A 22831-nucleotide genomic window follows, 5' to 3' on the forward strand; every position below is an offset into this window, starting at 1 on the left:
AACGGCGCGGGCTTCACTGCTCGGGCAGCTGCTGCCTCACCTCCCGTGCGTTCAGGGGCCGCAGTGTGAGGTCGTAGGAGTACTCCCGGTCCGCACGCACCTGGTAGCGCGTGCGCAGGTCGTTCGGTGTGTCACCGACGCCGCTTGCCGCATGGCCGGCGTGCAGGGTGATGCGGCCGGGGGAGCGGCGCAGCTGATGGGGCAGCGCGGCACGGTCGATGTCGGCGTACGGGGTCGCGCTGACGTCGTGGGCACCTGCGACCAGGAGTCCGCCGCTGCGTCCGTCGGTGAGCAGCGCCCAGCGGGAGTCGGTGTGGTTCCCGTGGTCCTGCGGGCGGTGGTAGCCGACGTACTGGTCGTCGACGTCGGAGGTGTACACGCCGACGGGCGAGCCGTCCTTGCGGTCGTTGTACGTCTCCTCGGGCCCGCGGCCGTACCAGCTGAACCGGTCGAAGCGGTCGGGCACCGCGAGCTGCAGCCCGATGCGCGGCAGGTACGACAGTTTCCGGGCGGCGCCCCGGGCGCCGACCTGGTGGGACAGCCGCACGGTGCCCGCGGCGTCGACCCGCAGTGTCAGCGTCTGGTCGAACGACGAGGTGTCCGCGAGACCGGGGGCGGCGGCCGTGGAGGTGACGCGGACCGTGGCGCCCGTGTCGTCGTCCTGGTCGACGGCGACGGACCGCACCGTGGTGACGAGCCGGTCGAGGCCGGCGGCGCGCCAGTCCTCGCCCTCGATGGTGCGGCCCCAGCTGCTCTCGTTGCTCAGCGGCGGGCGCCAGGCGTCCAGGCTCGGCCCGGCCGGCGCGACGCCGTCCTCCTCGCCCGGCCGCGGGGGAGGAGCGAGGAGCTGGGTGCCGTGCGCCGTCATCGACTCCAGCGTGCCGGTCCTCTTCGACAGTACGTAGCGGAAGCCGGTTCCGGTCAGGACGACCGAGCCGTCCCTGTCGGCGACGCTCACCTTCCCGGACGGCGTGGGAGCCGTCGTGCCGGGCACCGAACTGCCGCCCAGCGGGAACTGGTCGAGCGACACCACGTCGCCCGTGCTGCGCACGGTCAGGAAGCGCTCCCTGTCCCGCGGGTTGCCCGGCAGACGCACCGGAACGGTGGTGCTCGCCCCCGGCGCCAGGCTCAGGGCCCGGTCACCGGCGCCGACGGTGCGTGAGCCTTCCCTGACCTGCCAGTGCAGCCTGGTGCTGCCGGTGCCGGCGAAGGCGCGCTCGCTGCGCACGGTGAGCTTGCCTTCGGCGTACGAGTACCGCAACGGCTGGTGCACCTGCGCGAGTTGCGCCGTCTCCGGCTGCGGGGTCCGGTCGGCGGAGACGAGGCCGTCGATGCCGGAGAGGCTGCCGCCGTAGGAGAACATGCTGCCCTTGCCGGGCGCCTCGTCGAGGTCCAGGGCCAGGACGGCGTCGTCCGAGCGGTCCGCGGTGCCTCGCAGGTCGCTCGGGGCGAGGGCACGGTCGTAGACGCGGACGTCGTCGACGGCGCCGTGTGCGGTGCGCCCGTTGTGCTCCTCGCGCATGTTCTCCGAGTCGCGGCCGACGCTGACCTCGTGGGAGGTACGGTCGATCGGGCCGTCGTACGCCGTGGCCCCCACCTGCTCGCCGTCCAGGTAGAGCCTGACCTGCTGTCCGTCGTAGACACCGCTGACGCGGTGCCAGTTGCCGTAGAAGTCGTCGGGCACCTCGGCCCGCGCCGCGTGGTAACCACCGTTGGCGGCGCTGTGCACGAAGAACTCCAGGGTGTCGCGGTCCTTCATCTTCAGCGAGTAGGCGTGGTCGCCCTTGCCGACGACGGGGAAGCTGCTCATCCACTCGCCCGGCTTGATCCAGGCGTCCAGGGTCAGTGCCCTGCCGGTGATGTCGAGCTTGCGGTCCCGGTAGACCTCGACGAAGTCGTCCAGGCCCGACAGCTCAAGGGCGTGCCCCTTGCCGTCGTGGCCCGGGACCTGGCGGGGCAGTCCATTGAGGTAGGCGTCGATCTGGTTGCCGGACGAGTCAGGTGTGACGCGCAGTTCCGTGCGGATGTTCTGCTCGACCCAGTCCCAGATGAAGCCGCCCTGCAACTGCGGGTGGGTGCGGATCTCGTCCCAGAACTCCCGGAAGTTTCCGAGGCTGTTGCCCATGGCGTGGGCGTACTCGCCCATGACGACGGGCTTCTTGGTGGCGGCCGCCTGCTCCTTGAGCCGTTCGGGGGTCGGGTAGCGCGGCCCCCAGACATCGGCGAACGGCGCGTCTCCGTCCGGGCTGTTGGACTGGTGGTAGAGCAGCCGGGTCGGGTCGTTGGCCCTGGCCCAGTCCGCCATCGCGTGGTGGGCCTTGCCGAGTCCGGCCTCGTTGCCGGTGTCCCACATGATGACGCTGGGGTGGTTCTTGTCGCGCTCCACCATGGCGACGAAGCGGTCGAGGAAGGCGTCCTGCCACTCGGGGCGGTCCGCCAGGCACTCCGTGGGGCAGGACTCGTGGGCGTGCGTCTCGACGTCGACCTCGTCGTCCACCCACAGGCCCTCGCTGTCGGCCAGTTCGTAGAAGTACGGGTCGGAGGGGTAGTGCGAGGTGCGTACGGCGTTGACGTGGAACTTCTTCATCAGCGCCACGTCCTGGGCCGTCCGCGCGCGGGGCACGTGACGGCCGCCGTCCGGGTCGGAGTCCGAACGGTTGACGCCCTTGAGGAGGATCCGCTCCCCGTTGACCTTGATCTGCCGGTCCTGGACGGTGACTTCCCGGAAGCCGACGCTCTCGCTGGTGAGGTGCGGGCCGTTGCGCAGGACGAGCGTGTAGAGGCGGGGGGTCTCGTCGCTCCAGAGCTGCGGGCCGCGCACCTCGGCCGTGAGCCGTGCGCTGCCGCCCTCGGCCCGCCGCGCCCGCAGGACGGCGACCTCCCGGCCGTCAGGACCGCGCAGCGAACCGCTGAGCACCGTGCCGTCGGGGGTGCCTTCGAGATCCGTGACGGCGGTGAGGACGGCGGACCTGTTGTCCGCGGCCACGTCGGTGGAGATTGTCAGGTCCCGGATCTGCTGCCGTGGCGCGGAGTACATCCAGACGGAGCGGAAGATGCCGCTGTACCGCCACTGGTCGACGTCCTCCAGGTACGAGCCGGAGCCCCACCGGTGCACCTGCACGGCGACCCGGTTCTTCCCCGGGTGCAGGGCCTCGGAGATGTCGAACTCCGCCGGGGTGTAACCGCCTTGGTCGTAACCGATGTAGCGGCCGTTGACCCAGACGAAGAACCCCGAGGTGACGCCCTCGAAACGGAGGTAGTTGCGCCGCCCGTCGTCCTGCCAGCTGTCGGGCAGGGTGATGTCCTTGACGTACGCGCCGGTGGGGTTGGTGTCGCGGGGGACCTTGGGCGGGTCGTCCGGGTAGATCTCCTCGGCGATGTTGCGGAACATCGGATGGTCGAGCCCGTCGGTCTGCCAGGTGTGCGGGACGCTGACCGTCTCGAATCCGCCGGTGTCGTAGTCCTCGGCGTAGAAGCCGCGCGGCACGTCCTGCGGCCGCTCGGACATGTGCAGCCGCCAACTCCCGTCCAGCGAGCGGGTGTACGGGGTGGACTCGCCGCGACGTGCGGCGCTGTCCGGGTCGGCGTACGGGCGCAGTTCCGCGTGCGGAGGCTGTTGCCCCTCCCCGGTCAGCTCGGGGTTCTCCAGGTAGGCGTAGGCATCGGGCGCCGCGGCGACGGGCGCGACGGGTGCGGCGCGCGCGGGTGCGCCCGGTGCTGTCAGGCATGCGGCCGTCAGGACCGCGAGCAGGGATCCGAGCAGTGAGCGTGAATGCCTTCGCACACTATTCCTCTCATTCGATCAATCCGTCACACTGAATTAACAGAACTCAACAGTTCTTGCTATGCCCATGACAAGACTGGCGCGAACGGGCCCGCCGGCCGGGGCACCACCTGCGGAGATCATCGGACACGGCGCCGCCCCGGATGCCTACTGGCCGGTCGCGGAGAAGTGCTGGTAATCGGGGTGGGGCCAGCGCCCGCCCCAGAGCCAGCCCACCGCTGCCATTGACGTGGTCACGGCGTCACCGCGCCGGATCATTCCCTTGACCGGACGGTCCCGGCGCAGGTACTTCCGGCCGGCTGCGGGGTGCACCACGCCGTTGGCGTCGACGTAGGGGTTCTCGACGGTGTTGATGTCGACGGCGTCCCCGTAGGAGTGCCGGGACAGCTCGGACGGATCGCCCGTCACGCGGCGGCAGTTGAACGCCGAGGTGTTGTCGTCGGCCATGGCGGCCTCGTCGTCGCCACGGTAGTGGGCCATCACACGCATCCTGCGGATGGGGAAACGGGCGGCGAACATCTTCCCGAACACCTGGGTGACGTCCTTGACGACGCTCGCGCGCACGATGAGCTCCCCCCGCTGCACCCGCCCGTCGAAGTCCCAGTGATTCATCCGGATCAGCCGGAGGTCACGCGCGGGCACGGGGCAGCCGGGACGCAGGGTGTGGCGCAGTTTCGCCCCGGGTACGGCGGACACCACCGCGCTCAGCGCGGGGGCCGGGGGAGGAGCCGTGGCCTCGGCGCGCGCCGGACGCTCGCCCGTCGCGGACGGGTGGCCGCATGCCGGAACCGGAACGGACAGGGCCAGAGGCAGCGCCAAGGCGACGAAGCGCATTCTGATGCTCACCAGCGCAACGTAGAACGAAGATCACACATCTGGCGCGCCAACACGGTCCTGACGCCGGGAGCAGGACCGATCGGGCCAGTGGTGACCGGGTGCACACCGCGCCCCGGGCCCGTCACCGCAGGACCGTACCCCCGGGTGCCGGGGGTGCGGGAGGGACCGGGGAGACTGGTCCTCCGTACGGCAGCCAGGTGCGGTGGACATGCAGGAGCAGGAGGAGTGCCGATGATCGAGGTGCTGGTCGTCGACGACGATCCCCGGGTGGCCGGGATCAACGCCGCCTACACCGAGCGCGTGCCCGGCTTTCGCGCGGCGGGCACGGCGCACACCACCGGCGAGGCGCTGGCCTGGCTGGACGAGCACCACGCCGACCTCGTACTCCTGGACCACTACCTGCCGGACGAGAACGGTCTCCGGCTCCTTCGCCGGCTGCGCGAGAGCGGCTCCCGTACCGACGTGATCATGGTGACGGCCGACCGCGACGTGGCCACCGTGGAGGCCGCCATGCGCTACGGCGCCCTCCACTACCTGGTCAAGCCGTTCAGTTACAGCGGCCTGCGGGCCAAGCTGGAGGGGTACGCCGTACTGCGCCGCACCCTCGCCGACGGCCCGGAGGCCGGGCAGGACCAGGTCGACCGGATCTTCGGGGTGCTGGGCAGCGCCGCGGCCGGGCCGACCGTACTGCCGAAGGGGCACTCGGCGCAGACGGTGCGTCTGGTGCGGCAGGTGCTGCGGGAGACCGGGCAGCTGTCGGCGAGCGGGACGGCCGACCGGACCGGGCTGAGCCGGCAGACCGCGCAGCGCTATCTGAAACTGCTGGAGAAGGCCGGGCAGGTGGGACTCACCCTGCGCTACACGGGCTCGGGCCGCCCGGAACACGTATATACGTGGACGGGCACCGACACGGACGAGTGAGCGGGCCGGCCCGGCCGGGCAGAGCGGGCCGGCCCGGCCGGGCAGAGCGGATCTGTCCGACCGGGCCGGGGCCTGCCGAGGACGGGGCGGTGGAGCGTCCGGCGTCAGGCGATGCCGAACAGCAGGGCTGCCGCGAGGATCACCAGCGAGACCAGGACCGCCCATTTGACCGTGGCACGCGTGTGGTCGCCGAACTCCACCTTCGCCATGCCCACCAGGACGTACACGGCCGGCACCAGCGGGCTGGACATGTGGAGCGGCTGTGCGACGAGCGAGGCACGGGCGATCTCCAGCGGGGAGACGCCGTGCTGGGCGCCCGCCTCCGCGAGGATCGGCACGATCCCGAAGTAGAACCCGTCGTTGGACATGAAGTACGTGAACGGAATGCTCAGCAGGCCGGTGATGAGTGCCATGTGCGGGCCGAGGGCGTCCGGGATCGCACCGACCAGGGACTTGGCCATCTCGTCCACCATGCCGGTGCCGGTCAGTACGCCCGTGAAGACGGCGGCGGCGAAGACCATGCCGGAGACGTTGAGTACGTTCTCCGAGTGGGCGGCGATGCGCTCCCGCTGCTGTTTCATGTGCGGGAAGTTGACCGTCAGGGCCAGGGCCGCGCCGAACATGAAGATCACCGGGATCGGCAGCCACTGGGCGATCAGGGTGACCAGCACGGCCAGGGTCAGCAGGGCGTTGAACCAGAAGAGGCGGGGGCGCAGGGTGGGCCGGCCCGGGTCCAGCGTGCCCCAGACGGCCGCGGCGCCGTCGCCGTCGCCGGGGAGCGCGGGGTCGGAGCGGGGGGACGACTCGGCCTGCTCCGGCGAGGCTGCGGTACCGGGGTAGCCGGAAGCGGCGGGGGAGCCGGGGGAGCCGAAGGCGTCGGGTGTGCCGGAAGCGCCCGGGGAGCTCGGCCGGTTCGCGGTGAACGGCGCGCCCGCGCCCGCGCTCACCAGGGCGAGGTCACGGCTGTCCGCCTCCTCGGTGACGACGGCCTCGGCCGCGGGGCCGGTCTCCGTGAGCAGCCCCAGACGGCGGCGTTCGCGCAGGCCCAGGCACCAGGCGAGGGCGAGGACGGCGAGCATCCCGCAGCCGAGCGCGGGAAGCATGGGCACGAAGATCTCGCCCGCGTCCAGCTTCAGCGCGGTGGCGGCGCGGGCGGTCGGACCGCCCCAAGGGACGGTGTTCATCACGCCGTTGGCCGTGGCGGCGACCATCGTCAGCTTGAGCACGCTCATCCTCAGCCGCAGATAGAGCGGGAGCAGGGCGGAGACGGTGATCATGAACGTGGTCGAGCCGTCACCGTCCAGCGAGACGATCGCCGCGAGAACGGCGGTGCCCAGCACGATACGGGCGGGGTCGGCCTTGCAGAAGCGCAGGATGCCCCGGACGATCGGGTCGAACAGGCCGACGTCGATCATCACGCCGAAAAAGATGATGGCGAACATCAGCATGGCCGCGGTGGGCGCCAGCTCGCCGATCCCTTCCAGGACGTACTCACCCAGGTGGGCCCCCTGCCCCGCGATCACGCAGAAGAGGGCCGGGATGAGGATGAGCGACGTCATCGGAGACATCTTCTTCAGCATGATCAGCGTCAGGAATGTCGCGATCATGACGAATCCGAGGACCGTCAGCAGCATAGATCTTTCACCTTCGTCCAGCTCAGGGCCACAGCTCTGTGGCTGGACGAAAGTACGAGCGTGGCTTCCGCGCACACAAGGAGTAAACGCGTGAGCAATACCCGCGAAACCCTGTTCCCGATCACCGCCGGACCGTCGTGGGTCCCTTCGTGACGGCTGCGACGGCCGTTACGGCCTCGGCAGCGTGAGGATCTCGGCTCCGTCCTCGGTGATGGCGATCGTGTGCTCGCTGTGTGCCGTCCGGCAGCCCGTCGCGCTCCGGAGGGTCCATCCGTCGGCGTCGGTGACGAGCTCGGCGGTGTCCGCCATGACCCACGGCTCCAGCGCCAGCAGCAGCCCGGGGCGCAGTTTGTAACCACGGCCGGGCCGTCCGGTGTTCGCGACATGCGGGTCCTGGTGCATCGTCGACCCGATGCCGTGCCCTCCGAACTCGGTGTTGATCTGGTACCCGGCCTCGCTGAGGACCGTCCCGATGGCGTGCGAGAGGTCGCCGACACGTGCTCCGGGACCGGCGGCGGCGATCCCCGCGGCCAGTGCGCGTTCGGTGACGCTGATCATCGCGATGCTCTCCGCGGGCCGTGCCTTGCCCACGACGAAGCTGATGGCGGCATCCGCGGCGACTCCGCTCTTGGAGACGGCGAGGTCAAGGGTGAGCAGGTCACCGTCGGCGAGCGCGTAGTCGTGGGGCAGGCCGTGGAGTACCGCGTCGTTGACGGCCGTGCAGATGTAGTGGCCGAACGGGCCGCGCCCGAAGGACGGCGCGTAGTCGACGTAGCAGGACTGAGCTCCTGCCTCGGCGATCATTTTCTTGGTCCAGCGGTCGATGTCCAGGAGGTTCGTGCCGACGGTGCTCCGGTCCTTCATCGTCTGCAAGATGTCCGCCACCAGGGCGCCCGTGTCCTTCGCGCGGGTGAGCAGGGCGGGGTTCAGGATCTCGATCATGTGCCACTTTCCTTCTGGAACCAACAACTATACCGGTCAAACTATACCGGTATAAGAATCGGGCATCCATGCGGGAAATGTTCCGGCTCCGGCACGCCCCTTGTGTGCATTTTGCGGTGCATATGCGGTTTCACCGTTACATCCCCTACGGAATGCCTTGATGTGACATGCGTAGCTTCGTAGATGTCGCCACGGAGCAAACGGCTCGGGCGGACATCACATCCTGAAACCGTGACCCGGAAAGGGCCTCTTTCACCATGCGTATGACTCCCCGCGCGCTGCGTACCAGCATCATCACCGCGACCGCCGCCGGCGCGATCACCTTCGGCGCGGCCTCCGGCGCCATCGCCGCCACCCAGGACCACGCCCCGGCGGCGATCGAGGCCTCCGCCCACGCCGACACCAAGCGGCCGCACGTGAAGACGGTCAAGCTCGCCTCGAAGAACCACACGGCGAAGATCTACAAGCTCGGCAAGTGCAAGTACCGGGCCGACGTCCTCTTCAAGGGCAAGAAGATCGCCGTCCTGAACGCGTTCGGGAAGACCGCGAACGCCAACCTCAACGGCCTGCACGTCAAGCTCACGAAGACCGGCACGGTCTCCTCATGGGTCGAGCGCGCCAAACCGCAGCCCAGGCCGCACCCCAAGCCGCACCCCAAGCCCAAGCCCAAGCCGAAGCCGCAGCCGGAGAAGCGGGAGCACGTGCGCAACGACACGCTCGCCGACGGCTCCATGGCCCGGGTCTACAAGCTCTCCGCCGGCCACTGGCAGGCCACCATTTACGGCGGCAGTGCCGGCGCTTCCGCGATCGGCACCCTGGACGCCGACGGCCGTTCCGCCGCCGGCGAGCACAACGGCATGCACGTCGTCCTCGCCCCGGACGGCTCCCTGACGTCGTGGCTCGACACGGCCCCCGTCCCGGACCCGGAGCCGAAGCCTGACCCCGAGCCCAAGCCCGACCCCGAGCCGAAGCCGGCCCCGGACCCCGTCGACCCGATCGGGCCCGATGACAACGCCAAGCCCTACCCGGACGTCCCGGACGTCCCGGACGTCCCGGACGTCCCGAGCACCCCGGACGTCCCGAGCACCCCGGACGTCCCGAGCACCCCGGACGTCCCGAGCACCCCGGACGTCCCGAGCACCCCGGACGTCCCGAGCACCCAGGACGTCCCGAGCACCCCGGACGCCGTGGCGCCGCAGCCGAACAAGGCCACCGAGCCCGCCCCGGCCCCGGTCGCGCCGTCCACCGACCCCGGCAAGGTCCAGCTCACCCCCGCGGCCTGATCCACCGCAGTGCCGGGGCGCGCCTCCCCGCGCGCCCCGGCCGGGCGTACTCCTTCCGCACACGCCCGCAGTGGGTGTGCTAGCCACGCAGACATGCCCCCCCGCCGGGTGTGCTCGCCACGCACGTCTCCCCACGCACCCCCCCGTTCGTTCCCCCCGTCGTCCGGTACGGAAAGGCAGCCGACCCATGCCCGCGCGCGAGCGACTTCGAGCTCTGGCCATCGTGACCGGGGCCCTTGCCGCCACCACCCTGCCCACCGTCGCGGCCTTCGCCCACACCCCGCAGCTCCCCGCGAACGTGCCGCACTCCACTCCGCGCGAGGAGATCCAGCCGGCCGCGCACATCGTCGGCCAGCTCGCCCGCCGGACCGCCGAACGCTTCACCGGCAAGCCCCTCGGCATCGTTCCCGAGCAGCCCAGCCGGCTCATCGCGCTCAAAGCCCCGCTGCCTCACCCGTGCAGCCCCAACTGATCCGCGTCGCCGGGCAGTCGTGCGACGTACGAGCCCGCCCTTCGGGTGGCACGTGCCTGTCGCCGAGGTGTGTGCCGGGCGGGTAGCGGTGATCATGGGCCCATGTCCCCGCGACCGGTACGACCCCTGCTCGGCGCGATGGTGATCGGCGCGGTCGCCACCCTCGCGGCAGGGTGCGCGGACGCGGAGGAGCTGCGCGGGTACGGCGACCAGGCCGAGCTCAAGGCGCCGCTGTCCATGTGGGCGACCTCGACGCCCTCCCCGCCGGCGCCCGGCCAGGCCCCCAACATGCCCACCCGGATCGACACCCCGGACGTCCCGTCCGGCGACATGCGCGGGGCGGACGCCCTGGCGGTGGTGAAGGCGGACGTGGCGGCCTCGGGACGGGCCGACCGAGGCAAGGGCACTCTCGTCGACCCCCGGGCGGTCGCCGCCCTGGCGTCCTGCCGGGGCGACCGCTGCCCGGTACGCCCACCGGTGCACCACGACCTGACCGGCGACGGAAAACCGGAACTGATCACCGCCGTGGACCTGGACGGCAGGGTCAGCGAACTGCGCGTCTACACCGCGCGCGACACCCAGGTGGTCCGGATCCTCGCCCGCCGCGCGGTACTGGAGGCGACCGAGGTGGCGGCGGGCCATCTGACCGTACGGGAGCCGACCTCGAACGCGGACTTCGTCAGTGTCTCGGAGTACATCTGGGACGGCACCCGGATGCGTCTGGGCGGCCTGACCCTGGACGACTGCCCCGCGCACAAGAAGTCGGCCGCGCCATGTCCCCGCAGCGAGCTGTGAACCTCCCCCGCTACCGCCCGGCCTGGGCCTCCAGCCTGCGGTGGACGATCGCCGCGAGTACCACCGCAGTGTGCTGCGCCGTCGCGGTCGTGCTCGGCACGCTGGTGCACAACGAGGTCGCCCGGCAGACGGTGGGTCAGGTGCGGGCGGAGGCCCGCCAGGCGCTGGACGAGGCGTCGACGCAGTACACGTACGGCACCTCCAGCGGCGCGGTGGCCGTCGAGATCGACCCGAAGGAGCTGCCGGAGGAACTCCGTGAACTGGTCCGGGGCAGACGGAGCGGGAGCATGGTGGGGCGCCGGGCGGGCAAACCCGTCATGTGGGCCGCAGCACCCGCCGACGGACGGGCGCTCGCTGTCTGGGTGCCCTACGAGAGGACCCGTTCCCACCTGCGCGACATGGACACGGCGATCATCGGTTTCTCGGTCCTGGCGGCGGGGCTGGTGGCGCTGGCGGGTCTCTTCCTGGCGATGCGGATCAGCCGCCGTCTGTCCGCGACCGCGGAGGTGGCACGGCGGATCACGGACGGGGACCTGAACGCGCGGGTGGGGATGGCCAGGGGCGGCCGGGGCGAGAACCGCGACGAGGTCCTGGCGGTGGCGACCGCGCTGGACTCGATGGCGGGCTCGCTCCAGGCCCGCCTTGAGAGCGAGAAGCGCTTCACCGCGGACGTGGCCCACGAACTGCGGACACCTCTGACGGGAGTGCTGGCGGCGTCGGGTCTGCTGCCGGAGGGCCGCCCCAAGGAAATGATCAACGACCGGCTGAACGCGCTGCACAGACTGACCGAGGACCTGCTGGAGATCTCCCGGCTGGACGCGGGGGTGGAGACCGCTGAACTGGCCGTGCACCAGTTGGGGCCGATGACGGAGCGCGCGGTACGGGCGACCGGCCTGGGCGCGGAGGTACGCGTCCTGCGGGACGCCTGGGTGGAGACCGACCGGCGTCGCTTCGACCGCGTCCTGGCCAACCTCATCGTCAACGCGCACCGCCACGGAGCGCCTCCGGTCACCGTCACCGTGGACGGACCCGCCGTCGAGGTCCGCGACCACGGGCCGGGCTACCCGCAGGGCCTGATCGAACAGGGCCCGCAACGCTTCCGCACCGGTGACCCGGGCCGGGGCAGGGGCCAGGGCCTGGGACTGACGATCGTGCAGGGCCAGGCGGAGGTACTGGGGGCGACGCTGGAATTCGGCAACGCGGACGACGGCGGCGCACGGACGGTGGTGTCCTTCCGATCGGCGGAGGAGCAGCGGCGGCGTGCGGGAGCGACCGAGGCCTGAGGTCCGGGGACACCCCGTTTCCTCCCGGCGGGAGGGGGCAGGCGGTCGTTCGAACACCGATGGAGGGATCACCATGAGCGCTGGAGAAAAGGCCAAGGCCAAGACCGAGCAGGTCGTCGGGAAGGCCGTGAAGAAGACGGCCCACGCGGCCGGCAAGGACACCACGGCAGCCAAGGGCGCCGCCCTGGAAGCCCGGGGCGAGGCCCGGGAGTCCAAGGAGAAGGCGAAGGACACCTTCAAGCGCTGACGCGTACTCGGCGTTCGACCGCACACACAGGCAGGGCGGGTTTCCGGTGACGAGCCGCAGACCCGCCCTCCGTGCGTCCGAGCGCGGTCGCGGGCCCTCCTTTCGAACGGCCTGCCATAGTGTGGAGGATTCGATAGATGTAGCGGGCATCATTTAGTGCGCTTCGAGGTGGATCGAGCAGATCGTGCCGGTTGAGCAGATCATGCAGATCGGCCAGATCGAGGCGGACTGACGGGAGATGCCCGCGGCGAGCCCCCTGGAAGACCGTGGACACCAGCAAGAGCAGCACCGGGAACGACCCCCAGCCGGCCGGCCCCGCCGGACCCGACGGCGCGCCACCCCGGGAAGTACCTCCCTCACGGCGGGGCTGGCGGCGATGGGCGGTGGACACCCGCCCGTTGCGCATCCCCGCCTACCGCCGTCTGTGGTCCTCGACCATCGTCACCGCGGTGGGCAGCCAGCTCACCGCCGTGGCCGTGCCCAAACAGATTTACGACCTCACCGGCTCGTCCGCGTGGGTCGGCGCCGCGAGCATGGCGGGGCTGGTGCCCCTGATCGTGTTCGCGCTGTGGGGCGGTGCGATCGCCGACAACGTGGACCGGCGCAAGCTGCTCCTGGTCACCAACTGCGGCATCGCCGTCACCTCGGTGCTCTTCTGGCTGCAGGCCGCCGCGGGACTCGACTCCGTCGCCGCGCTGATGGTGCTGCTCGCGGTGCAACAGGCGTTCTGGGGGCTCAACGCCCCGGCCCGTAACGCCTCCATCGCCCGTCTGGTACCAGCCGACGAGCTGGCCGCTGCCAACGCGCTCGGCTCGACGGTGATGCAGACCGGACAGGTCATCGGCCCGCTGCTCGCGGGCGTCCTGATACCGGTCATCGGCTTGCCCGAGCTGTATCTCGTCGACGCGCTCGCGCTGTGCGTCACGGTGTGGGCGGTCTACCGGCTCCCCTCGCTGCCGCCCCTGCACAAGGAGACCGGCCGGCGGACCGTGCGACTGGGCGGTGTGCGCGAGATCGTGGCAGGTTTCCGCTACATCGCCTCGCACAAGGTGCTGTTGCTCTCCTTCCTCGCGGACATCATCGCGATGGTGTTCGGGATGCCCCGGGCCCTGTTCCCGCAACTCGCCGCCGAGACCTACGCCCCGTACGGCGAAGGGCTCGCGCTCGGCCTGCTGTTCGCGGCGATCCCCGTGGGCGCGGTGCTCGGCGGTCTGTTCTCGGGCACGTTCTCCCGGGCCCGGCGGCACGGCTGGATGGTGATCGGCGCGGTGCTCGCCTGGGGCGCGGCGGTGGTCGGCTTCGGGCTCAGCGACAGCCTGTGGCTCGCGGTGATGTTCCTGGCCGTGGCCGGGATCGCGGACATGGTCTCGATGGTCTTCCGCGGCGCCATCCTGCTGTCCGCGGCCACCGACGAGATGCGCGGCCGCATGCAGGGGGTCTTCACGGTCGTCGTGGCGGGCGGACCGCGGCTGGCCGACGTCCTGCACGGCTCGGCGGGCTCGGCCTTCGGGGCCCCCGCGGCGGTGGTGGGCGGCGGGCTTCTCGTCGTGGTCGCCATGACGGTACTGGCTCTGGCGGTACCCGCCCTGCGCCGCTACCGCATCTGAGGCGATGCGGGGGCGGGGGCGGGGGCGGGCCCCGGGGTGCGGAGCCCTCTCCTGCCCTGACAGGAGAGGGCCCCGCGAGTCAAGAACCGGTTACGGGCGCCCAGTTCGGACGACGGGCTCTCAGGGATGGACCTCGATCTTTCCGATGCCGGTGCCGAGTGCGCCGCAGTGCGCGGTGGACTGGCCGCTCTGGCCGGGACGGATGGTGACGCGCTCACCGTCGACGTCCGGGGACCAGCCGCAGATCAGATGGACCCAGAAGGTCTGTGTTGAGCCTCCGTTGTTCGTACAGAACGCCCAGCCGGTGTAGTCGTCGTTGTTGTGGACGCCGGTGTCGCAGGACAACCCCGGCGGGATCGCGACCGGCGCGTCGGCGAGGGCGGTGCCGGTGGTCAGCGGCACGGCGAGCACGGCGGCCAGCCCGAACGCGGTGGCGGCCCGGACCGTGTTCCGGAGGAGGGACGAAGCGGTACCCAGGAAAGGCGACATGGTGGTGCTCCCTTTTCTGCTGAGATGTTGCTGATTGAACCGCTTCACGAGGTTGATCCCCACGAAGCACCCCGAAGCTCCCCACACCCTGAGTGAGGAAAACATCGGGAGACTTCGCTCTCTGTCATCAGCCTGACGGGTGGGCCGACACGGGGTGCACATGGCGATGCCGGCGAACGCTCGCCGCCGGCCCTCGCAGGCCGCCCTGGTGCGCCAGTTGGCGGCCGGGCAGGCTAGTTTGGCTCGGATGAGTCTTCTTGATGATGTGGCTGAGCGCGACGGCTGGCAGTGCTGGGTGTGCGACGAACCGGTGGACCCCGACGAGTCGGTGAACGATCCGCGGGGGCCCAGCGTCGACAGCCGGACCGCCGACCGTAAGGCCAAGGTCGCCGAGCGCCTCGCGCACCGCGGGTGCAACACCCGCAAGGGCGCGGTCAAGGTGGTCATCGCCTGGCCCGAGCACCTCTACGTGGTCGAGCCCGCGCCGCTGATCGCGGTCGCGGCGAGGCTGGAGCGCAAGGGGGGCCGCGAGATGGTGGGCCGCTGTCCGACCGAGCGGGACGCCCAACAGGCGGCGGACTGGCTGGTGGACCGGTTCTCCCGACTGGTACCGGGGCTGCCGGTGACCGCCGGCGTCGAGGCGGGCGGCGGCCAGTTCCTCGTCACCCTGTCCACCGGCCGACGCTGACCCGGAGCACCGCGGTACGGGAGCGCTTCCCGTACCGGAACGCCGAGCGGGCGTCAGTGCCGGCCGTGCTGTCGCTCGTTCAGCGGCTGCTGATTCTTCGGGACCGGGGAGCGGCCGTCACGGGGAGCTCCTCGGGGGCGCCGTACCCGTCGTCCGTGGGTTGTTCCTGGTGGGGGAGGTCCGGCTCGACGAAGAGATTGTTCCAGGCGGGCTTGGCCGGGGTGCGGATTCCGGCGACAGGCGCGGAAGATGTGTGGGGCTGAGCAGTCATGGGCGGGACTCCGGTGGAAAGTGTGTACGGGCAGATGAGCTGAGTGTCCCTCAGCGCACGTCGAACGACTACAGCACCTCCCCCCTTCCCGCGCGGTGTAGGCACGCGTGGCGCGACCCACCAGCTTCCCGAGCGTGAGAAGTCAGGGCGTGCCACGGTGACTCCCGGTGCTCCAGCGCGACGGAGGCGGTTGCCACCTCTCACGCACCGAGCCCCGCGCACCCGTACGAACAATCACAACAATCACATGGTGCGCAGCGCCTTCCGTGGACAGAATGGCCGGATGCGCCGTCTCGTGGTTCTTGACGCCCCGTCCAACCTCGGCCTCAGGCCGCCCGCCGAAGGCACCGTGCCCGGGTGCTACAAGCTGGCGGGTGCGCTGCGCGAGCAGCGGCTGGTGCGGCGGCTCGGGGCGTACGAGGGCGGAGTGGTCGTGCCGCCCCGCTACGACCGCGGCGGGTGGCAGGAGGGTGACGGCGTGTTCAACGCCGGGGCGATCGCCGCGTACACCCGCAAGCTCGCCGATCGCATCGAGCAGCACGTCCGGGCGGGGGAGTTCCCGGTGGTTCTGGGCGGGGACTGTTCCATCCAGCTCGGCGCCTCTCTCGCGCTGCGCCGCATCGGGCGGTACGGGCTGGCGGTCGTCGACGGTTCGTCGGACTTCCGGCACCCGGGGAACTCCGACCACGTCGGCGCCGCGGGTGGCGAGGAACTGGCACTCGCGACCGGCCGCGGCCAGGCGGACCTGACGGACATCGAAGGGCTGCGGCCGTACCTCAGGGACGAGGACGTCCGGGTCCTCGGCATCCGGGACTACGACAAGGACCGGGCCGAACTCACCGAGCTCAAGATCACGAACGTGACGGTCGGGGAGATCCGGCAGTGGGACGCGGCGGAACCCACGGGCGGGGTGCTGCGAGCGCTCGAAGCACCCGGGACCGAGGGGTTCTGGGTGCATCTGGACGCGGACGTGCTGGATCCGTCCGTCATGCCCGCCGTGGACAGCCCCGACCCCGGTGGGCTGCTGCCCGCCGAACTCGCCTCGCTGCTGCGCGCCTTGGTGAGGTCGGAGCGGTGTGTCGGCTTCAACCTCACCATCTACGACCCCGATCTCGACCCGGACGGCTCCTGCGCGGCCCTCCTCGCCGACCTCCTCGAAGCGGCCTTCGTACGCCCTTGAGGCAGGTGTGACGGAACCGGCGGACCGGTAGGCGCCCGGCCGGGCCGTTGCCGGGGACACGGTCATGCGGTCACCTGCGAGGTGGATCCGGCAGGTGTGAATGTGCGGTCCGTGGGACACATGGGATTCCAGGGATGCATTTTTACGTACGAAACGCCGCAAAGCGCACGAGAGGGAAGGGCAGTACCGATGGGTGAGACCCCGCAGGATCCGAGGACCAAGCACCCGCAGCCGAAGTTTCCGCAGCAGGACCAGGAGACGCCGGGCGCGACGGGGGCCATGGACCCGGCGCCCGACCACGGCGAGGAGTCCTACCGGGGCAGCGGACTGCTGCGCGACCGGGCCGCGGTCGTGACCGGCGGCGACTCCGGCATCGGCCGTGCCGTCGCGCTCGCCTACGCCCGCGAGGGGGCGGACGTCCTCTTCACCCACCTGCCCGAGGAGGCGGAGGACGCACGCACGACGGTCGGCCTGGTGGAGCAGGCGGGACGCCGGGCGGTGGCCGTGGAGTGTGACATCCGGGAGGAGGAGCAGTGCCGTGCGCTCGTCGAGCGGGCCGTCGCGGAGTTCGGGCGGATCGACGTGCTGGTCAACAACGCGGCCTACCAGATGTCCCAGCCCGAGGGCATCCAGGACATCAGCACCGAGCAGTTCGACCGGGTCGTGCGCACCAACCTGTACGGCATGTTCTGGCTGTGCAAGATGGCCGTGCCGCACATCCCGTCCGGCGGGTCGATCATCAACACCACCTCCGTGCAGGCCTACAAGCCGAGCCCGCACCTGCTCGACTACGCGATGACCAAGGGCGCGATCGTCACCTTCACGCAGGGCCTCGCGCAGATGCTGATCGAGAAGGGCATCCGCGTCAACGCCGTCGCACCGGGGCCGGTGTGGACACCACTGATCCCGGCCACACTCCCGGACACCGAGGAGTTCGGCGCGCAGGCCCCGATGGGGCGGGCGGCCCAGCCCGCCGAGATGGCCCCCTCGTACGTCTTCCTCGCCTCGGAGCACGCGAGCTTCATCACCGCGGAGATCATGAACGCGACCGGCGGTACCCCGCTGCCCTGACCGGTCCTCCCGCCGCGCGCCGCCTCACGTAGGCGCGTGGCCCGGTGGCGGGAGCGGCGGGGGCGGATCACCCCGCGGCGGGCGGACCCGGCGGGGGGCGGGTCACCCCGCGGCCATGTCCGGGCCGGGTCGCAGCGTCTCGTCGAGGTGGTACCCGAGTTCCTGGAGCCCGCGGGCGACCGCGATGGCGCGGCGGTGGCGCTGGGCGAGTTCCGGGGACGGCGGGTCCTGCGAGGGGGCGCCGGTATCCGCCCCCTCCACCGGGTCGGGGGCCGGCGGCGTGGCGTCCTGCACCGCGTCCCAGGCGTCACGAGCGACCTGTTCCGCCACCTGGTCGTCGACACGGCCGCTCTCGCGCCACTGCTCCAGTTGCGCTTCGCGGTCCGGGGACTGCGTACGGGCGAGGAATTCCTCGACGGCCTGCCGCGCCTGGCGGACGTCGCCCGAACCGGCCGAGCCCAGATCAGATTCTGTCGTCATGTCGACAACTTAACGTGACGGGTGGGTACTGGGCATGCGGACACGAGCAGGCGCACGGTCGGTCCACGCCGGCCCCGGTCCGGCGAAGTGTGCCCCTTTCGTCGTCGGGTGTGCCCCGGCGCACCTGGATCCACGGTGCCGGATCGAGTGAAATGGGAAGATCCATTTCCTTGAGGAGGACACATTGGCTTCCGCCATGGACCGGGAGAAGGGGCGCGCCGGAGAGCGCGAGGCCGCTCCCCGGCGACGTACCGACGCTCCCGCGAGCACCGTCGACCGAGGTCTTCTCGGGCTGCAGGCGGCGGCGGGGAACGCCGCTGTCGTCCAGCTGCTCCGAAAGAACGGGCATCCGTGGGCCCAGGACGACCATGAACACTCTGCCCACTGCGGCGCGGGGGCTGAGCAGCACGCGGTGCAGCGTTCCGCCGTCCACAACGTTCTGCGCGGGCCGGGGCAACCCCTGGAAACCGGGATCCGCGCCGAGATGGAAGCGCGCCTCGGGGCCGACTTCTCCAATGTCCGCATCCACTCCGACAGCGCCGCGCAACAGTCCGCGGCGGAGCTGGGAGCGCGTGCGTACACCTCGGGCAGCCATGTGGTCGTCGGGCAGGGCGGTGGCGACAAGCACACCCTCGCCCACGAGTTGACGCACGTCATCCAGCAGCGCCAGGGCCAGGTCGCGGGGGCGGACAACGGCAACGGGCTGCGGGTGAGCGATCCGTCCGACCGCTTCGAGCGCGAGGCCGAGGCCAACGCGCAACGCGTGATGGGCGGCCCGGCCCCCACCCGGAGCCACGAGACCGCCACCCCGGCCGCGGGCGGCGCCGACGAACTCGCGCCGACCGTCTCGCGGGCGGTGCAGCGCGCGTACGGCGGCCGTCACTATGTGCAGTACGGCAGCACGAACAACGGCGTGGGCACCGCCATGTCCGCCGAGCTGCACCCCAAGTCCCTGGGCAAGGGCAGCTCGCCGAAGGTCAAACCGTCCTGGTGGCCGTCGTCGAGCAGCGGCGCCACGGGCGCCTGGTTCGCGCGGAACATGGTGCAGGGCCACCTGCTGAACGAGAACCTGGGCGGCCCGGGAAACACCCTGACCAACCTGACCCCGCTCACCAAGACCGGCAACTCCAACCACCTGCACTACGCAGAGGCGAACGTGAAGAAGGAGATCAAGAACGGCAACGTGGTGGAGTACCAGGTGATCGCCCACTTCGACGGAGTGACGGGCGCCGACCTGGGAGCGACCGGCGCGGTGGCGGCCGACATCGACCAGAACTACGCGTACGCCATTCCCTCGCACCTCGAATGCAACGTCCAGGTGTACGACAAGCGGGGCAAGGAGCTGTACGGCGAGAGCTGGTTCGTACGCAACACCAAGTGAGCCAGCCCCGCCCCAGCAACCTCAACACCCCCGCCGGCGGTCGTTCGAGAGCGCCGGCGGTCGTCGCACACGGGCCTGTGACAGGCCGGGGGTGCTCCCCGTCGGCCCGCGTTGTCAGTGGCAGCTGGAAAGCTGGGACGCATGGACAGGGACGAGGAGTTGCTGCGCGGCCGTATCTACGGTGAGGAACACGATCACCCACGGCCCGGCCCCAAGCCGGGCCGGGTCTACGCGCAGTTGGTCGGCGGGCCGCTGGACGGCCTGCTGCTCGACATCACGGGATGGACGGCGGACGAGATACGGACCGGCGCCGTCCTGCAGACCGAGCTGGGAAGGTTCGGCGCCGGCGGCCGGGCCCTGTACGACCCGCGCCCCGGCGAGAGCACCAGGTGGGACTGGTCCGGCGACACGCCCTGATGTGCCGGCTCCGCCCCGGAGTCCATGACTGACCGACGCGGGAACGCCCACCGACTCCAACTGGTCGCGGCAAATAGATGGTTGATCAACACATCCGGGTTGGCTAAGGTCCTTCGATTGGATCAGCTGGTTCGAACGAGCGCGCGTGCCGGGCTCCGAGGACCAGCGTCATCCGCAACACGAGGCGCTGCTTCACACGAGGCGCCGCTTCACACGAGGCGCTGCTTCACACGAGGCGGCGCTTCACACGAGGCCCCGCCTCCAAGCCCTCGCCGACACCTCGTCGGACGCCACCCCACAGAAGGAGTCCTGTGATCACGAACCGTCGTCTCAAGCGAATAAGTGCCGTCGCGGGCACTGTCTCCGCCGCGCTGCTCCTCACTGTCACCCAGGCGAACGCCGCCGGCCGTGAGGTTGACCGCGCCACCACCACCTCCCACGACGGTGAGTGGGTGAAGTGCGTGAACAAGAAGGAGAACGGCAGCATCGTCTACCAGGCCTGCTTCGACCCGACCGGCGACTGGTTCGCGGTCTACGACGGTAAGTCGGACGGTTCCTCCGCCGTCGTGGACTGGGAGGCGGGCAGCCGCTGGGGCGCCATCTTCAACGCCGACGGCGCCTCGGACTACCGCTACAAGAACAAGGACTTCCCCGAGAGCTCGACGATCCGCTTCCGCGTCTGCCTTGGCCACTGGGACACCAAGCTGATCACCGCGGGCACGTGCTCCGGCTGGGTGAGCAACCTCGCCTGAGACGAAGCTCGGTGAGCCGGCCGCATGAGCCCGGCCGGCTTGCTCGTCCCACGGGGTTCGGCCGAGGTGTGCGGGGCAGCCGCCGCGCACGTTCAGCCGTGGATGCTGCGCTCCGTGGCCAGGGCGATGCGGTCGACCTTTTCGGTGGTACCGAGGGGGAACCGGGTGAACTCAACGCTTGCCGACCTGCCACGCGACCGCGCCACGGGAGACGTCGAATGACCGACACGGACGCCGGCGCGGCCACCGTGACCAAACGGCCCCTGGCCGCCCTGGTCGTGGCGAACTATCTGTCCTGGATCGGGAACACGATGACTCTCGTCGCCGTCCCGATGTACGTACTGGAGATATCGGGCAGCGCCGCCGAGGCCGGGGCCGCGGGGTTCGCCGGAGCGCTGCCCATGATTGTCGCCGGGCTCGCGGGCGGCGTGATAGCCGACCGCGTCGGGGCACGGCGCACCAGCGTGTGGGCGGACGTGCTGGCCGCCGTCTTCATGGCGGCGGTGCCGCTGCTGCACAGCACGGTCGGGCTCGCGCTGCCCGCGCTGATGGCTCTGCTCTTCCTGCGCACCCTGGTCGACGCCCCGGGCGCGGCGGCGCGACTGGTGCTCCTGCCGAGCGTCACCGAGCTGGGCAAGGTGCGTTCGGAGAGTGCGAACTCCCTGTTCCACTCGGCGCAACGGGTCGCGTTCGTGGTCGGCCCCCCGGCGGCGGGCGTACTCGCGAGCCTCACGGAACCGGCCGCGGTGCTCTACCTGGACGCGCTGACCTTCCTGGCTTCCGGGCTGCTCATCGCGTTCGCGGTGCCACGCGCCCAACCGGCTGCCGGTACCGCCCCGGACGCCCGGAAGGCGGAGTCGCAAGAGCCGCGGCCGGGGCTGGTACGAGAAGTGAGCGAGGGCGCCCGGTACATCCTGCGGACGCCCGTCCTCGCCGCGATCATCAGTGTGGTCGTGTGCACCAACTTCCTGGACGACGCGCTCACACCGGTGCTGCTCCCCGTCTACAGCCGGGACGTGCTCCTCGACGCCGACCTGGTCGGCTGGCTGCTCGCCGCCAACGGCACGGGCGCCGTCATCGGATCGTTCGCGTACGCGCCCGCCAGCCGAAGGCTGCTGCGCAACCGCTGGGCGACGTTCGTGGGATGTTTCGCACTGATCTGTGTCGCCCGGCTGGCGATGGTGCTCGAACCGGGGCTGTGGCCGATGCTCCTGGTGACCTTCGCGATCGGTCTGGCCAGCGGCCCGATCAACCCCCTCGTCACCGGAGTGGTCGAACGATCCACGCCGCCGGAGATGCTGGGCCGCATCTGGGGCGCGGTCATGGCCATGGCCTTCGCGGCCGCCCCGATCGGCATCTTCCTGAACGGCTACCTCACGGAGGAACTGGGGCTGCGCGCCACGCTCGCCGTCTTCGGCGGGCTCTACGTCCTGCTCATCGTGTACGCACTCACCAACCGGGCCCTGCGAGGGCTGGCGGACGAGGACCACAAGAGTGAGAAGGGAGAGAAGGGAGAGAAGGGAGAGAAGGGCGACAAGGGCGACGGGGGCGACGAGGGCGCGGGGGACATTCGCGACGGGGCGCCGGCTCAGTCGGCGTAGGACTGCCCACCCGCCGTTGGCAGCACAATAGTTATTGACCGAGCGTTCTGGATACGACTATGGTCCTGCGTGTGGCCAGGACCAAGGAATTCGATCCGGACGCCGCGCTGCAGTCGGCCCTGGAGCTGTTCTGGCGGCGCGGTTACGAAGCGACGTCGATCGCGGACCTCGTCGAGCACCTCGGCATCGGCCGCGCCAGCATCTACGCGACCTTCGGCAGTAAGCACGGGCTGTATCTGCTGGCCATGGACCGGTACGCCGAGACGCGCGACCCGCTCCTGCTGGCCGAGCTGTCCCAGCCGGGCCCCGCGCTGCCCGCGGTGCGCGCGGTGGTGCGCAGGTTCGCCGCGGAAGCCGGTTCCCCCCAGGAGCGCCTGAACGGCTGCTTCGTCACCAACACCGCGGCCGAGCTGGCTCCGCACGACGCCGCGGCTGCCCGCCGCGTCCAGACCAGCTGGGAGCGTATCGAGACCCCGCTGCATTCGGCGCTGGTACGGGCCCAGGCCCAGGGGGAGCTGCCCGACGACCGGGATCCGCGCGCCCTGGCCCGCATGCTGCTCGTCCTGCTGCAGGGCGTACGGGTCGTGGGCAAGGCGTCGGACGATCCCGCCCGGGTGCGGGACGCTGCCGAGCAGGCGCTGACCCTGCTGGACTGAATCAACCTCACCGGAGTCACCGGGCCCGATTTCGTGTGCC

At 70.8% G+C, this 22831-nt stretch carries 22 protein-coding genes; 15 read left to right on the forward strand and 7 right to left on the reverse strand.

What is annotated here, in order from left to right; all coding sequences use genetic code 11:
• Positions 1 to 13 precede the first annotated feature (13 nt).
• Together ACIQM4_RS31990 and ACIQM4_RS31995 are read right to left on the reverse strand one after the other, a co-directional pair.
• Positions 14 to 3784 carry a glycoside hydrolase family 2 TIM barrel-domain containing protein gene (locus tag ACIQM4_RS31990; protein WP_401598686.1) on the reverse strand — a complete coding sequence of 1257 codons (3771 nt, stop codon included), beginning with the start codon at positions 3782 to 3784 and terminating at the stop codon, positions 14 to 16.
• A gap of 147 nt (positions 3785 to 3931) precedes the next feature.
• Positions 3932 to 4630, reverse strand: coding sequence for a M15 family metallopeptidase (locus tag ACIQM4_RS31995; protein WP_401598687.1), 699 nt, complete (start codon positions 4628 to 4630; stop codon positions 3932 to 3934).
• Between the two features lie 222 nt (positions 4631 to 4852).
• Between ACIQM4_RS31995 and ACIQM4_RS32000 the strand changes: the two genes are divergently transcribed.
• Positions 4853 to 5542: a response regulator gene (locus tag ACIQM4_RS32000; protein WP_401598689.1), complete on the forward strand. Its 690-nt coding sequence runs from the start codon at positions 4853 to 4855 to the stop codon at positions 5540 to 5542.
• 104 nt (positions 5543 to 5646) lie between these two features.
• Here the strand turns inward: ACIQM4_RS32000 and ACIQM4_RS32005 are convergent, their stop codons facing one another.
• Positions 5647 to 7173, reverse strand: coding sequence for a CitMHS family transporter (locus ACIQM4_RS32005; RefSeq protein ID WP_401598813.1), 1527 nt, complete (start codon positions 7171 to 7173; stop codon positions 5647 to 5649).
• 171 nt (positions 7174 to 7344) lie between these two features.
• Positions 7345 to 8118 (reverse strand): type I methionyl aminopeptidase, encoded by a 774-nt coding sequence (gene map, locus ACIQM4_RS32010; RefSeq protein ID WP_401598691.1) that lies wholly within the window; start codon positions 8116 to 8118, stop codon positions 7345 to 7347.
• A gap of 257 nt (positions 8119 to 8375) precedes the next feature.
• On the opposite strand from map, the gene ACIQM4_RS32015 reads away from it, so the two are divergent.
• The 6 genes from ACIQM4_RS32015 (at position 8376) to ACIQM4_RS32040 (ending at position 13805) form a co-directional block, all read left to right on the forward strand.
• On the forward strand, positions 8376 to 9401 hold the full coding sequence (locus ACIQM4_RS32015; RefSeq protein ID WP_401598693.1) for a hypothetical protein: 1026 nt from the start codon (positions 8376 to 8378) through the stop codon (positions 9399 to 9401).
• Between the two features lie 187 nt (positions 9402 to 9588).
• The gene (locus ACIQM4_RS32020; RefSeq protein WP_401598695.1) at positions 9589 to 9873 is read left to right on the forward strand and encodes a hypothetical protein; all 285 of its coding nucleotides are present in this window, start codon (positions 9589 to 9591) and stop codon (positions 9871 to 9873) included.
• A gap of 102 nt (positions 9874 to 9975) precedes the next feature.
• Positions 9976 to 10668 carry a hypothetical protein gene (locus tag ACIQM4_RS32025; protein WP_401598696.1) on the forward strand — a complete coding sequence of 231 codons (693 nt, stop codon included), beginning with the start codon at positions 9976 to 9978 and terminating at the stop codon, positions 10666 to 10668.
• Positions 10647 to 11951: an ATP-binding protein gene (locus tag ACIQM4_RS32030; protein ID WP_401598697.1), complete on the forward strand. Its 1305-nt coding sequence runs from the start codon at positions 10647 to 10649 to the stop codon at positions 11949 to 11951. Before ACIQM4_RS32025 ends, ACIQM4_RS32030 begins: the two co-directional genes overlap by 22 nt.
• Before the next feature lie 73 nt (positions 11952 to 12024).
• Positions 12025 to 12198: a hypothetical protein gene (locus ACIQM4_RS32035; RefSeq protein WP_401598699.1), complete on the forward strand. Its 174-nt coding sequence runs from the start codon at positions 12025 to 12027 to the stop codon at positions 12196 to 12198.
• Between the two features lie 266 nt (positions 12199 to 12464).
• A complete protein-coding gene (locus tag ACIQM4_RS32040; RefSeq protein ID WP_401598700.1) occupies positions 12465 to 13805 on the forward strand; it encodes an MFS transporter in 1341 nt (446 codons plus the stop codon).
• Between the two features lie 120 nt (positions 13806 to 13925).
• Here ACIQM4_RS32040 and ACIQM4_RS32045 read toward each other — a convergent pair whose 3' ends face one another.
• Positions 13926 to 14294, reverse strand: a complete 369-nt coding sequence (locus tag ACIQM4_RS32045) for a hypothetical protein (RefSeq protein ID WP_401598701.1) — start codon at positions 14292 to 14294, stop codon at positions 13926 to 13928.
• Between the two features lie 247 nt (positions 14295 to 14541).
• On the opposite strand from ACIQM4_RS32045, the gene ACIQM4_RS32050 reads away from it, so the two are divergent.
• Positions 14542 to 14982, forward strand: coding sequence for a hypothetical protein (locus tag ACIQM4_RS32050; protein WP_401598702.1), 441 nt, complete (start codon positions 14542 to 14544; stop codon positions 14980 to 14982).
• Positions 14983 to 15061: 79 nt separating this feature from the next.
• Here ACIQM4_RS32050 and ACIQM4_RS32055 read toward each other — a convergent pair whose 3' ends face one another.
• Positions 15062 to 15253, reverse strand: coding sequence for a hypothetical protein (locus ACIQM4_RS32055; protein ID WP_401598703.1), 192 nt, complete (start codon positions 15251 to 15253; stop codon positions 15062 to 15064).
• Between the two features lie 283 nt (positions 15254 to 15536).
• On the opposite strand from ACIQM4_RS32055, the gene ACIQM4_RS32060 reads away from it, so the two are divergent.
• Complete coding sequence (locus tag ACIQM4_RS32060) at positions 15537 to 16433, forward strand: arginase family protein (protein WP_401598705.1); 897 nt, start codon at positions 15537 to 15539, stop codon at positions 16431 to 16433.
• Between the two features lie 189 nt (positions 16434 to 16622).
• Positions 16623 to 17504 (forward strand): SDR family oxidoreductase, encoded by an 882-nt coding sequence (locus ACIQM4_RS32065; protein WP_401598706.1) that lies wholly within the window; start codon positions 16623 to 16625, stop codon positions 17502 to 17504.
• Between the two features lie 102 nt (positions 17505 to 17606).
• On the opposite strand, the gene ACIQM4_RS32070 is transcribed toward ACIQM4_RS32065, so the two are convergent.
• Positions 17607 to 17984, reverse strand: a complete 378-nt coding sequence (locus tag ACIQM4_RS32070; protein ID WP_401598707.1) for a hypothetical protein — start codon at positions 17982 to 17984, stop codon at positions 17607 to 17609.
• A 184-nt stretch (positions 17985 to 18168) separates the two neighbouring features.
• Here ACIQM4_RS32070 and ACIQM4_RS32075 point away from each other — a divergent pair, with 184 nt between their 5' ends.
• From ACIQM4_RS32075 to ACIQM4_RS32095, 5 genes are all read left to right on the forward strand, one after another.
• On the forward strand, positions 18169 to 19365 hold the full coding sequence (locus ACIQM4_RS32075) for a DUF4157 domain-containing protein (protein WP_401598709.1): 1197 nt from the start codon (positions 18169 to 18171) through the stop codon (positions 19363 to 19365).
• Between the two features lie 141 nt (positions 19366 to 19506).
• Complete coding sequence (locus ACIQM4_RS32080) at positions 19507 to 19782, forward strand: hypothetical protein (RefSeq protein WP_401598710.1); 276 nt, start codon at positions 19507 to 19509, stop codon at positions 19780 to 19782.
• 311 nt (positions 19783 to 20093) lie between these two features.
• Positions 20094 to 20534 carry a hypothetical protein gene (locus ACIQM4_RS32085; RefSeq protein WP_401598712.1) on the forward strand — a complete coding sequence of 147 codons (441 nt, stop codon included), beginning with the start codon at positions 20094 to 20096 and terminating at the stop codon, positions 20532 to 20534.
• A gap of 218 nt (positions 20535 to 20752) precedes the next feature.
• On the forward strand, positions 20753 to 22135 hold the full coding sequence (locus ACIQM4_RS32090) for an MFS transporter (protein WP_401598713.1): 1383 nt from the start codon (positions 20753 to 20755) through the stop codon (positions 22133 to 22135).
• 71 nt (positions 22136 to 22206) lie between these two features.
• Complete coding sequence (locus tag ACIQM4_RS32095) at positions 22207 to 22791, forward strand: TetR/AcrR family transcriptional regulator (RefSeq protein ID WP_401598715.1); 585 nt, start codon at positions 22207 to 22209, stop codon at positions 22789 to 22791.
• Positions 22792 to 22831: the final 40 nt, after the last annotated feature.

Origin of the sequence: Streptomyces sp. NPDC091272, assembly GCF_044757485.1 — a bacterium.
In the GTDB taxonomy this organism is placed as follows: domain Bacteria; phylum Actinomycetota; class Actinomycetes; order Streptomycetales; family Streptomycetaceae; genus Streptomyces.